At 59.2% G+C, this 12,775-nt stretch carries 5 protein-coding genes; all 5 read right to left on the bottom strand.

Annotation, left to right across the window (positions count from 1 at the left end):
• Window positions 1-135: 135 nt before the first annotated feature.
• The 5 genes from ACS4RR_RS22700 to ACS4RR_RS22720 all read right to left on the bottom strand — a co-directional run bounded on the left by ACS4RR_RS22700 (window position 136) and on the right by ACS4RR_RS22720 (window position 12,565).
• Window positions 136-3,894, bottom strand: a complete 3,759-nt coding sequence (locus tag ACS4RR_RS22700) for an ATP-dependent DNA helicase (protein ID WP_456189440.1) — start codon at window positions 3,892-3,894, stop codon at window positions 136-138.
• 258 nt (window positions 3,895-4,152) lie between these two features.
• Complete coding sequence (locus ACS4RR_RS22705; protein WP_456189441.1) at window positions 4,153-6,885, bottom strand: UvrD-helicase domain-containing protein; 2,733 nt, start codon at window positions 6,883-6,885, stop codon at window positions 4,153-4,155.
• 479 nt (window positions 6,886-7,364) lie between these two features.
• On the bottom strand, window positions 7,365-10,991 hold the full coding sequence (locus ACS4RR_RS22710; RefSeq protein WP_456189442.1) for a DUF3427 domain-containing protein: 3,627 nt from the start codon (window positions 10,989-10,991) through the stop codon (window positions 7,365-7,367).
• 422 nt (window positions 10,992-11,413) lie between these two features.
• A complete protein-coding gene (locus ACS4RR_RS22715; protein ID WP_456189443.1) occupies window positions 11,414-12,346 on the bottom strand; it encodes a hypothetical protein in 933 nt (310 codons plus the stop codon).
• Window positions 12,347-12,415: 69 nt separating this feature from the next.
• Window positions 12,416-12,565, bottom strand: coding sequence for a hypothetical protein (locus ACS4RR_RS22720; protein WP_222385716.1), 150 nt, complete (start codon window positions 12,563-12,565; stop codon window positions 12,416-12,418).
• Between the last annotated feature and the right edge of the window lie 210 nt (window positions 12,566-12,775).

Here is a 12,775-nt window from a genome sequence, read left to right on the forward strand (position 1 = left end):
GACTAGACCGGCGACAAGGTTGTCACGCAGATGGTGGCGCAGGAGCCCTATGACGCGGACCTCCAGGACGGTAGAATCAGCAGCCGGCAACGTCTTCAGCAACGAGCACCTGTTCGGTGGCGCGACGGGCAAAAGCTACGACAACATGAGTTTCGCAAGTCGCTCCACCTCGCTCATGTCGAGCCCAGCGCCGGCAAGCTCGCGCGTCTCGATCAGCACGTCTCCACCTGCGTTCTCCTCGATCGGCCGGATTCCGGCCGCGAGATAGCCGGCTCGCTTGGTCTGCCATCTCGCCGCGTATTGCGGGTCCGATAACATGCCCAAGTGCTCCCAGTAATAGGTGACGCCGGACTCATCGTCGGCGATCGTGAAGTCGGGCCAGCGGGTTTTGCCGCCAAGCAGCACGGGTTGTTCGTAGACGTAGGCGATGCCCATGCCGTGCAGCTTCTCCGCGATCGCGAGTTCGGACTTAGACCTGACGAACTCGCCCCTGCTCGTGCGGTGCAGGAGATGCTGGTCGAGGAAGCGTGGCCCCGAGCTCGTTTTGACCTCAATCGGGCCGGGATCCGTGAACAGGTCCGTCATTCGTCGCGCAATTTCGGAAGCGGACGGATCCGCGTAACGACGTAGCGTGCCGAGTTCGTCTTCGTGGAGAATGACAAGTTCATCCCGGTGCCGGGTAATGGCCGTGTAGAGCAGTTCGCGCGAGAGCGGGCGGCAGTTGCGCGGCAGCACGAGGAAGGATCGGCCAAACTGGCTTCCCTGGGTCTTGTGCACCGTCAGCGCGTAGGCAAGTTCGAGATCTGGCGAACCCTCCTCGCCGGAGAACTCGCCTGCATAGTAGGTGAATTTGATCCCCGGTTGGCTCGCGAACTCAACCTCAAGGTCCTTAGGACGAAACTTCATCTTAGCCGTCTTGTAGCCGCCGACGACCACTCCGACGTCACCGTTCGCGATGTAGGACGATGGCTGGGGTGGATAGGTCCGTCGGCGCCCGTTGTTGCGAAGATTGATGACCTTGTCGCCCCAAAGTACTCCCTGCGGCCCAGCCGGCTTTGGGACCTTCGCGTACCTGGTCAGCGCCCGCTCGCGTACTTTGCTCCGGAAGCGTCGCTGCACTGCTAGGTTGATCGCCTCAACGCCTGACAGACCCGCACGAACCGGCGACAGGATCTGCCAGTCGTGCGAACTCGCCGCTGCGCCGCCCTCGGTCTCGCCAGCTCGACGTGCCCAAAACAGCATGTGGCCCTCCCACTCGCTGCCACCGATGCTTCGCTCGAAGCCAATCTGGTCCGACCCGTCAACCAGCTTGAGCCCTCGCACCAGTTCTTCGGCGAGGAGGGGCTCGAGAGCGCTAGGCAGATCCCAGCGGGCGGTTTTGACGTGCGACAGCGTTCCAAGCTGCAAGGCATTCCAGACCTCGTCGGCTCCTGCATCTAGCGGTTCACCACTGAACTGCCTGGCCAGCAGCACGTCGCCTCTGGCGTGACCACGCTGCCGTCCGATGATCGTCAATTCGGCATACCCAGGGGCCACCCTAGGAAACTTTGATTGTGTGTCGTCCGGCCCAAGCTGCCGGCATATGTCGACGAAGGGTCTGCCCGCGCCAATCGGCGGCAGTTGACGGGGATCGCCCACGAGGATGAGCCTGTCGACACCCTCGATTGCGTCGATGAGTGCCGCCAATTGATCCTCCGTAAGCATTGAGCACTCATCGACGATCACGGAGCGGTAGCCCTTCTCGCGCGGGGCCTCCGAATTGCGGAAGTAGCGACCGCTCGACCCGTCGTAACGTTCGTGGCGCTGGAGGAACTGCGCGAGGGTCATGCCCTCACCCAGGCGCTCGGTGGCCTCTTCAAGGCGGACACGCGCCTTGCCCGTCGGTGCAAGCAGCAGGACGCGGCCTGCCGCGATCTCGGGGAGATCGCAGATGACCTTGAGCAGCGTGGTCTTACCCGACCCAGCGGGCCCAATCAGCACCGAGAAGCGCCCCGATGCGAGCTGTTCGAGCGCAATCGTCTTCTCCTGGCGAGCCAGCTCCTCGATCTCAACGTCGGGGCCGGTGTCCATATCTGGCAACGCGGCGTCCACAAGTGCGCGCCAGTTATGGGCGAGTACATGCCGCTTGCCCATAACTCGTTTCCGCACCGCGTTGGCGATCGACGTGCGGGCTAAGCCGTAGCGTCTCAGCTTTAGCGCGGGCTCGCCACCCGAGGTCTTCGCCTCCTCCAGGATGTCCGCGAGATAGCCAGCCGCCATGTCGAGGACGTCCTCGTCGACCGCACAGCGGGGGTCCAGGGCCGAATCGAGTGCGCGGCGCACTATCCAGCTCCGCGGCAGCAGGGTGTGGCCCTCCAGTTGTGCGGCCCGCTCGAGCAGTTCAGTTACGAGCGCACGCACCCTTCGGCGGTCGATGCCGTCGCTCATTCTAGTGCCCGGCGGCAGGAGAGCCTTCTCGCGGACTGCGCCAGGCGGGAAGACTCCGCGGTCGATCGTGGCAAAAGAGGTGCGGTCTGCCGCGGCTTCGTCGCGCTCGAACAATAAGTAGGGGTTCGCCAGGATCTCGGCGTCCGTTGTCTCCTCCGAGTAACCGCGCTGGCTTGGCTGGTAGGCCCTGATCGCTTGGTCGGCGCTGAGGCTACATCGGGCGATGAGGTCGAGAAGCTGCCGGCGAGGTTTCGCCAAGCCCCGCCACTTCTCACGGTATGTCGATCCGAAGCCGAACAACTCCGCTTCCGGGAACGACGTCGGTGCGGCGACGAACCCGTCGATGAACGAGAAGGCGTCGAAGACGTCGCCTTCCTTACTTCCGGCGCTCGCGATCTCGTACGCGAGCAGCGCCCCGTGCTCGAGTCCGAAAGCTGTAAGCGCGCTTCCGAGCCCTGGGTGGATCCCCCTGGCGGTCCAGAGGCGGGCGACTTCACGGTCGATCCACGCGAGCGCGGCCGAAATGTCCGTCTCGATCACCTTTGCTGACGCCCTCAGCGCGCCTGCACATGCGAGAAGCGACGCGATGGCGCCATCATGACTCAGATGTTCGGATCCGTAGGAGAAGGCGTCGAACTGGTCGTCGGGCGCAAACGCGACACACTCCTCGACCCCAATGCCGGCGTCGGCGTCCGCGGCAGCGAGCACGTCGTAGTAGGGCATCAGAAACCCGTCGGCGCCTCCGGGGCGCAGACTATGCCGGACGCATCGTTCCCAAAGGACGCCCTGAAGGTCCCCCGGCGAATCGTACGCGTATTCGGTGTATTGGCCTATACCCTTCACGCGCGCCGCCCCGATGATCACGCGGCTAGCACTGTCAGAAAGGGGTGTCTTCTTCGCATAGAAAAAGCAGAGGGATGCTTCAGGCTCTAGCGCACCAAAGAAAGTGTCAAGCATCACGAGCTGGTTGGCCTTGTCCTGGACCCAGCCGGTCTCGAATGAGAGTTCGGGTTCGCGCTCGGGTTCATAGCCGAGGCGAAGCGCTGCCGCCTTCCCGACCTCGCCTGACTTCTCGTTTCCTTCCACGTTAGACTTTAGCATCCATCCGAATGGGATACAGGCGGCTGAGAAGGCCTCGAGCCTAAGCGTGGTCTCGCCGAAGTGGCCATGGCTCTCGGGGCTCGACGTCTTGTAAGGATGCTGCTTCTTCAGAACGAGGTCATGGTCCGCCATAAAGCTCACCCGCTCGTCGATGCACGGCGGCATGACCGAAGCAGCCAGTTCCTCGAAGAGCTGTGCGGCGTAGTCGTCCTGATCGTCGCGCTTCCCGGCGGCGACCCGACTCAGGACGAGGCAGGAGGTGTTTGCCGAGGGGGCGGTGCACACGCGGCCGTTCCAACCTCCGTCGTGCCACGGCACACGTATCGTCACATGCTGCGACGGTAGTTTCCTCGATCCCAAGATCATTTGTTCCCCTCCGGCCGCTTGCGGGCCTGTTACCCCATTATCTGCAAGGGCGACGGTTACGTCCCGACGCGCGGCTTAACCCTAGTCGCACACGCAAGCCTACAACCTGCGCTCCCATTTGAAAGGCCGACGAAAGCTAACCAACTGCATTTTTTAGCCTCGCCACAGGCGATGACGATTGGCAGAGACGCGTAGCTGGCCTGCGGGGACCCATTTCACTCGAGGCGACGCCCTCCTCTCGAAGGCTAACGAGGCAACCTAAGCGCGCCCGCCGATTCTGGACAAAGTTTTCGTCTTTCCTGTGCACGCGGGATAGCGGACACAGCTCAGGAAGGCACCGTAACGCCCGGACCGTTCAATCAGCCATCCATCCTTGCATTCCGGACATGATGGAAAGCTTGCATCGCAGTTGCACCGCATCTCCGCTGATTTATTCGTACGGCTCGGAAGCCCAACTCCACAGGACGAGCAGGCGGGTAGCAAGTTGCCACAGTGCTGCACATGTTCGCAGCGATACCAGATCCGCGCATCCTGGCCCCGGACATCGAGCAACCGTCCGCCACACTCTCCGCATTCGTGCACAGTCTGTTCGCTGCCGGGCGCCGAGGCGATCCCGTATTCAGGGTCCTTGTTGAGTTCGGTTACAAAGGACGAAGGCCTGGAGTTCGAAGCCATAATCGTCAGCGTGTGACGGGCTCGCGTCATCGCAACATACATGACCCGACGCTCCTCCGCGTTCTCGAACGATTCCTCCTCTGGCGATACCAACGCAAGCAAGGGGTCATCGACGATCTCGGAAGGGAAGCCCAACCGGCCGCTGTCCGCATTTAGAAGAATTACATGGTCTGCTTCGAGGCCCTTCGATGCATGGATCGTCTTGAAATTGATGCGTAGCCGGGGGAACCTTCGCCGAACGTCGCTCATGTCCGGCTGAAGAAAGCGATACCGCCCCAGCAGCAACACACTCGCGGTACTTGCGGGATCGATTCTCGTGGAGATTTCCGCAAGAACGTCACGGAGCTTCCTCTCCTCTTCGTTTTTTGGCGTCATCACGATCCTGATGGCCGGCTCGGTTGCCTTCCCTGCGGGAACGATCTGCTTGGAGAGCTGGGCCGGGTTTTTCAGCACAAACGCCCTCGCCGCATATGCGATCTGGTCGATCGATCGGAATGTGCGGCCAAGATCGACTGTCCGGTGGACTCCGGTCATTCCGTTGAAGCTCCCACCAAATTCTTCGCCGAAGTGGCGCATCAGATGGATGTCCGATCCTGCAAATCGGAAGATCGATTGCCAGTCGTCTCCAACCGCAAATACACGGACATCCGGGTGCTGAGCTTTCAACGCCTTCACCAGCCGGGCACGGCTCTGTGATATGTCCTGAAACTCGTCCACAAGGATGTGGCGGAACGGGCTTATATATCGGCCAGTTTCGGCATACCGGGCGGCTCGCAGGATCATATCTTCGAAGTCGATCCGTTCGCCCAGACGTTTCTGATATTCCGCGAAAACTGGCGCGAAGACGGCGAGGAACGCCTTGGCGCGACTGCCCAGCCTCAATCGCTCGGACTTTTCGTCACAATCGGCGACGCTGTAGCCGCCGCTTTTGAACTTGCGCAGGAACGTCCCTAGCAGTTGTGAGAAGGCGTCTACCTGATTCAGCTCAATCACGCGGTCAAAGATTGTATCGGCTGGGCGAGGTTTCAGCGTCACATGCGGTTCGAGCTTCTCTGCCAAGGCAATGAGCAGACGCCCCTCCTGCCGTTCGTAGCTATATGTCTCGATGAGCGTGGTTTCATAAGCCGTGTGAAGCTCGCGCTTCCATTCCATGCCTGCCAGGTAATGGTCACGGTCGACGAAGGGTGCTGTGGTCAGCCGCTCGCTGCCATCGGGCATCTTTTGACGCCGCACACCGAAATGCTCGATGTAGACACCACTTTCAGTCAGGCGAAAATCCGGGCAATAGTCTCGGCGTCCCGTCTCTCGGATCTTATGCTGGTAGTCCGGCTCATATTCGTATTCGATGCCGTTTTCGTAAAGCCAGTTGGCAATCTGCAGCTCTTCGTAACTCTTGACCTTCTCTCCCTGCAGGGTGCGGAGATCCTGCTTTTCCATATGCGTGTAGAAATCGTGTTTGGTCTTGAAGTCCCACTCGGTCTTCGGTTCGATCAGAAAGTGCGCAAACCACTGAATGATTGCCTTGGACACTTCAGACAGCGCGTGAACGAGATCCTTCAGAATCTGCTTAATTAAGTTCGTGAACGCCAGCTCGTCCGTAGCGTGATCCGCCAGTGCCGGCTTTGACCCTTCGACACTCCCGATGATGTCATAGGCAATTGCGTGGAAAGTTCGCGCCACGATCGGCACGCCGGATCGTGCCTCGACTCGTTCCGACATTTCCTCGGCGGCATTCTTTGCGAATGCCAGCAGCAGTATTTCATCCGGCCGACGTATACCGGCCTTGATCAGATAGGCGGCCTTGGCAGTGATCACGCTGGTCTTTCCGGATCCGGCGCCGGCCAACACCAGCGTTGCGTCTTCGTCCACCATCACAGAGAGGCGTTGTTCCGGCGTCAGAGGCTTGCTTTCGATCGTATCGAAGAAATCCTTCCAGCGTTCGAGCTCGGCAGAAACAAAGGTAGCGATTGCGCTCGTTCTCATCGTGTCAGGCTCGGCGGCGAACTTCCTCACAAGCGCAACACGCTCGGCTTGGTCGGCCCCGATGGCGTCTGGCTGAAGTTTCGATAGCAGCAAGGTCTCGAGTGCCCTGGCATCGCTCAGAAGCGGCGCGACTTGGCATGCAGCGGGATAACGAGTGGGCTTGGCAAGGTCGGCAATCGCTCGATGAAGGCGAAGCAAGCTATCTGCTTCACGTTCCAGCGCCGAAAGATTGAACCCGATCCAGGCTCTTTTGACTTCTTCGGCGAACATGTGCGCATCAGGATGCCGGAGGCCGCGCACCACGAGATGGCGCTCTGCCGTGGCAACTGTCATCGTCGCACCAACAGTTCCCTTCCGTACCAACGGAGCAGCAGATATCGCTTCAAGGGATACGGAAGAGGTCAATCCGCGGCGAGTAACGCGCAGGTAGTCCCCATCGAGCTCCATGGCCTGAAACGTTGTCCCGAATGGGTTCACAAGCAGTCCAAGCAATGGCCGTTGTTGCAGTCGATTCAATATTGGAGCCTCGTATCGCGTTCGGCGGCGCAGCTCGGCTTTGCCATCGATGATCCGACTATACATCGCGAGTGGTAAAGAGGATGCACATGACCAATAACTAATGGCCATGTTGAGTGAGCCCACTAACGAGGATGAAGTAAGGCGGATTTAAACGAAGAGTTTCGCGCCCCCGACTACCGACAATGAGGGCGCTCAGTCTCGGCAAGTTGACCTGGAAGTCATTTCCGCACTGGCGCACGTAGCCCGCCGCCTAGTCAACCCAGCGTTCTGACGCACTTGAAAGCGCCAATAGTTCAGACCTTTAGTTGTGACAGAAGCGTCGACGGCACCGCCTCACGTAGTCGCCATGTCACGGTAATCGGCATCTCGCCTTTCCAGGTTTCGAAATCCACTTCGCCACAGTAGATGAATGGTGCCGGCTTGGATCCGATCTTCTTCGTCTTTCGGACGAGCAAGTGGACGTGAAGACCCAGGGCTTGATGGTCACGGATCATCTCGCCATGCTTCGATTGTTGCTTGGTCCTATTCTGACTTTGCCATGAGAATTCCGTGGCTGAGGTGAAGTGATCAGCATAGCGGTGCTCGTCCATCATCCCCTCCTTCTCCAAGGTGACGAGCAGAAAGATGTGAGGCGGTTTTGGCACAAAACCAGCGTTCCACGTCGCCTGATCGAAGGTTAGCCCGAAAGCTGGAGGGATAGCCTCGCGCGAATAGCGTTCCCAAAGCCGAAGGCCTGTCTGTGCCTGGGCCTGTACACCCATCGGCTCCATGCGCCAGATATCGCTCTGGTATCGGAATCGGACACGATCGCCTTTGCCCGGAAGTCCGGCGTCGTCGCCGAACCATCCGCGAAGAATGGTGGACAAGCGGTTGGATGAATCGTCGGCTCTCCGCACGACGTTAATTGCGATCTTGGCAACTGTAGCCTCCATCGGCTGATCGTCTATGATAACGTGCAGGAGCCCTTCCGGCAGCCGCCCTGCGCCCGACGTCGTCGGGAGGAATAAGACAGGTTGTCCGCTCGTGTTTCGGGCGACGCGGCAAACAGCTTCCGCCGGCTCATTGGGAACACCGCTTCTGCTCAAATATTGCGCAAGACGCCAATCGAGGATTTCCCGCAGAAGTTGGCTAAACGTCGCCCTATCCCGTGGGACTTTGACTAAGCCGAATTGATCTTCTCGCAAGTCAAAATACGGAGCGCCCTCGCTATCCCGGAGCTTCGTCAGGACATCGATCGGAAACCTTAACACGAGCGATCTGAGCGCTTTCCGATCGGCGAGATCGACAGAGAAATCCTGCTGAAGCTTATGGACTCGAGAGGCCAACTGCGCGACGCGCTCGACGAGCTCATCGACGGTACAGCGGTCCCGCACGGTCTCCTCATCGAACAGTGCGAGAAGCGTAACGAGCTTGTAGCTTCGGGTTAATTCGGTCTTCTCCATCTCCCGAAAGAAATCCCGATGCTCCAACCAGGTCGATCGTTCCAGATCGTCCAACCCGCGCATGCGTTCCACGAAACCAAGCCAGGAACGTTCGCTGCTGCTTCTTGGATTGTTGCCTGAGTGGAAAACCTCTGACGCTGTTGGGCGGAAGCCATGCCGCTCCTGGAAGTCGCGGTAAAAGTCTTCCAGCGCATTCTCGGTGCTGGCTGGTTTCACCAGCATGCGCAGTATGTCGACTGCCTCGAGGTCGTATGTCACCTCACAACCGGTGGGCAGATTGATCTGATCGCCTTGCAGCCGTTCCAGGAGCTCGCGGATACGGCCACCAGAAGACGCATCGACATTCGCAATCGAGGCGATCGCACGCAACTTCGTGAGGAAGATACGATGGTTGCCAATATAGTCGATGACAACGAGACGCTTCTTGTTTGCGGACTTTCGCAAACCGCGGCCGAGCTGTTGCAGCCAGATTATAGTCGATTCCGTTGGCCGCAACATCAACACGGTATCGATACTTGGGACATCGACACCTTCGTTGAACATGTCGACGGCAAACACTACCTCGAGTTCGCCCACTTCCAGTCTCTGCAGCGACGTAGCCCGAGGTGCGGAGTTGATGCCGGAATGGACGGCGACAGCGGGCACGCCGTGGCGGTTGAAGAAGTCGGCCATGAAATCCGCATGCGTCTGGGAGCAGCAGAAGCCGATGCACTTCGTCCCGCCGCGCAGTCGGTACTGTTCGAGCGCGTTCTGCGCTCGTGCTTCTGTGGCGACAGCAGCGGTGAGTTCTGCCATGTCGAACTGCGCGCTGCGCCAGGGGATATTCCGATAATCTACTTTGTCCGGGACGCCGAAGTAATGAAAGGGGCAGAGATGCCCGGCTTCTATCCCCAGATGTACACCGGCCTGGAAGACGAGGTTCTCTTGGCACAGACCGAGGAGATCAGCTCCATCGCTCCGCTCGGGCGTCGCCGTCAGACCGAGGAGGAACTTTGGTTCGAAGTAATCGATGATGCGTCGGTAGGTGGTCGCTGCTGCGTGATGGAACTCATCGATGACGATATAATCGAAGGTGTCCGGTCGAAATTGCTTGATCTGGTTCACCTTGCCGAGAGTTTGAACGGAGGCGAAAAGGAGATCGGCATCCGTGTCCTTGTAATCGCCCGCCAACCTTCCGATCCGAGCTGTCGGTCGCACACGTCGAAATGTCTCGATCGCCTGATTGAGTATTTCCTCGCGGTGGGCGACGAAGAGGATGCGACGATATTCGAGGCGATCGCTGTCGAAGGCCGCCAGCCAAGTCTTGCCAAGACCGGTAGCGAGCACAACAAGGCCCGCCGTAAATCCGTCCTGCCGTGTGTGCTCGAGCGCTGCGAGGGCCTGCCGTTGGATGGCGTGGGGTTCGGGAGGGGGCAGCGGCGGCTCGTATGCTAAGCCAGCATCCTGGAAGCCTAGCGGATTCCTCCGGCTTTCATAGCGGTCAATCCACTCCGGCGTGACGGAGACGGCGCTATAGGAATTGAACAGGTCTTCGAAGCCATTGGTGATCTGGGGGAAGGCCGACCGGTCGTGGCTGGAAATGACCTTGTAGTTCCACTCGATGGATGTGGTCAGCGCCGCCTCTGACAGGTTGGAACTGCCGACGAATGCCACGCCCTCCTTGCCCGATAAAAAGATATAGGTCTTTAGGTGAAATCCCTGCGCCGCAGCCTCGAAGACCCGGAACGTCAGATCGCCGTCGAGATCGGCCAGACGCCGCAGAGCCATCGGCTCCGTCACGTCCATGTAGTCGCCGACGAGAATTCGGGCTCGTCCACCGCGGGCCAGAAAATCTTTCAGATGTTCGACGATCAGTCTGGCGCCGCTATCAAGCAGAAATGCTACTGCGATGTCGCAGGCGTTCGCCTCGTCCATATGCATGATGAGATGGGGCAGAAGGTGGTCGCTTCCGCCAGTGACCAAGCGCTTTAACGCTTCGGTGCTGCTCACCTCCTGGGCTAGGTAGTTGGCTTTGTGCGGGATAACATGCCTGACGCCGCCTCTCGGATCGTCGACGTCACCTAGGCAGCGCGGAATGACATGCAGGTGAAAATGGGAGACCGTTTGTCCTGCAGCCTCAGCCAGATTGAAACCGACATTGTACCCATCCGACTTATGCTTTCGTTCGATCTCGATTTTTGCCCTGTCGATGTTCTGCCAGATTGCCTGCTTCTCGTCCGCTGAAAGATCGTCCCATGTCGCCGCATGCCGTCGTGGAACGATGAGTAAATGTCCTGGCGACACCGGGAAGGCGTCCCACAGGGCGACGACTTGATCGTCCATAAAGGCGATGCGGCTCAGTTCAGCGGTGCAGAAAGGGCATTGGATCATCGGCAAACTATGGGCTGCATCGCCGAAGCATCCCAGGATGGCTGATGCTTTTCCACACAATGATTTCTGAGAACCCGCCGCGTTTTCGGCACCTGGCTGAGGCGCCATCCAATGTGGAACCGTGAAGTGGAAGCGCGTTCAATCTAAGGAAGAGAATTAGGGCGGCTTCGATTCAAGATTGCTTTGGCGCAAACTTGCCGCCTCGCCGATTCACCGAGACGACCACTTCTGGGACGCGGCAGGAATGCAAGCTATGACGGGAATGAGCGGTCGTTAACAAGGTGACGGCCAGACAACAACTTCGCCCCGAAAGCGGAAATTATTGCCGGTATACCCCTCCTGTTGACTGCGGCCCAAAGCCAGGGCACAAAGGTGGCATCCACGGTCGCTCGCGACGGAAAAACAGAGGGGATTTCAAGGCAATCTTGTTAAGCCATTGAAATCATGTGAGAATCCAGGTTCCCCAGCCAATTCTCCCTAAATCCCCTTAATTCCTTGATTTTCCAGTCGTGCCGGATATCGTTTTGGCGTCATTGGCGACCTGATGCCCAGAACAGTAGCCCGCAGGTGATGCCCACGCGCGAACAAGCGCGGCGGCGTCGCAGGTGGCAGGCAAGGGCAAACACCTTATGGCGGTCCGCCACGACGTCGAGAACCTTATTCGCCGCGGCAACATCTTCTACTGGCGCGCTCGTGTTACTACAACGCGACCAAGGATGCCGCCGTCGACGCGCTGGCCGAGCATAAGAGCCGGCCGAGATTGATGCGGATCGATGCTTTCGAAGCTGAAGACGAAGACGGCACGCCACTATTATTGAGGGCGAGGTCGGACCGTCTTCGGCGCGATCGGCCGCAGCTTCCGCTGCCGCTACGATCGCCGAAGACGCCTGGTCGCTGATGAGCCGGAACTCGCTGCCCTGCTGGCGACCGAGCACGATCATACCGCCGAGCAGGCCGCCGACTACCGGATCATTGCCGGGATTGGTCTTGATAGTGAGCGCCGATCCGCCGTTGAAGGCAACCGTGACAGGCGTGGTCGTGTTAGTGGCAAAAATCGGAAGCCAGATCAGCGCCGTTTCGGAGATCGGAATGTCCGTCGTCGCCTGGATCGCGCTAGCCGTGCCGGCTCCGACGTTCGAAGCCGGGATGAACGGGAACGGCAGATCGGCGACGCGCGCCCACGTGCCGAGGCCGGAAGCCCCAGACTTCTGATAGAGGCCGTTATATGCGGTCGTCGGGTCGGCGATGACCCACGCCATCGTGTTATCGTCGTGGGCCACATCGGCAAGCAGAAGAGCATTCGTCAAAAAAACTGGGCTTTTGACGACTGATGATCCTGTGATGAAGCTTTCGAGGTAGGTGCCCCAAGCTCGGACATCCGGTTTTGATGGCTTGTGGTTTCCAGACGCCGGAATGCCGTCCGAAACGAAGTCGCGCCAAACCTGCCTTGCAGTTAATGGCATTCAATTCTCCATGAAAAAAGCCGCGCAGAGGCGGCTGTGAAACTGTGATTTTGGTGACGTGGCGTTGGGCTATGCCCAGCCGGCTCCGTCGCTGAAGGTGGTTTCGTCGTCGAAGGGAATGCCCGTGTCTTCTGTCGCCTCGGCAGGCGGCGGGTTTGTTTCGTCTTCAGCTTCGGGCGCAGGTTTTGGGTCGCTCGTTGGGGCGGTGGTGATTGTCATGGGATTTCCTTTGATTAAACTGCGAAGAGGCTCAAGCGGCCCGTGACCCCTTGGCGGGGACATGCTGAAGAAGCGACCCATGCTGGTCCAAGCCTTTTTACGGGAAATTGACGACCGACCGGGGGTGTGCGACTTTGGTGTGAAACGTGAGGGTCCGACAATGGTCGACATAGTCAGAGAAGGCTCTTTTAGAGATGGTTTCGAAGTTGG

Source organism: Rhizobium zaerense, from assembly GCF_051810725.1.
Lineage (GTDB): Bacteria > Pseudomonadota > Alphaproteobacteria > Rhizobiales > Rhizobiaceae > Rhizobium > Rhizobium leguminosarum_I.

Excerpts from the sequence above, each read along its gene's own strand:
- ACS4RR_RS22710 (WP_456189442.1), bottom strand. The coding sequence starts at position 10,991 with ATGGCGCCTCAGCCAGGTGCCGAAAACGCGGCGGGTTCTCAGAAATCA.
- ACS4RR_RS22700 (WP_456189440.1), bottom strand. The coding sequence starts at position 3,894 with ATGATCTTGGGATCGAGGAAACTACCGTCGCAGCATGTGACGATACGT.
- ACS4RR_RS22715 (WP_456189443.1), bottom strand. The coding sequence starts at position 12,346 with ATGCCATTAACTGCAAGGCAGGTTTGGCGCGACTTCGTTTCGGACGGC.
- ACS4RR_RS22720 (WP_222385716.1), bottom strand. The coding sequence starts at position 12,565 with ATGACAATCACCACCGCCCCAACGAGCGACCCAAAACCTGCGCCCGAA.
- ACS4RR_RS22705 (WP_456189441.1), bottom strand. The coding sequence starts at position 6,885 with ATGACAGTTGCCACGGCAGAGCGCCATCTCGTGGTGCGCGGCCTCCGG.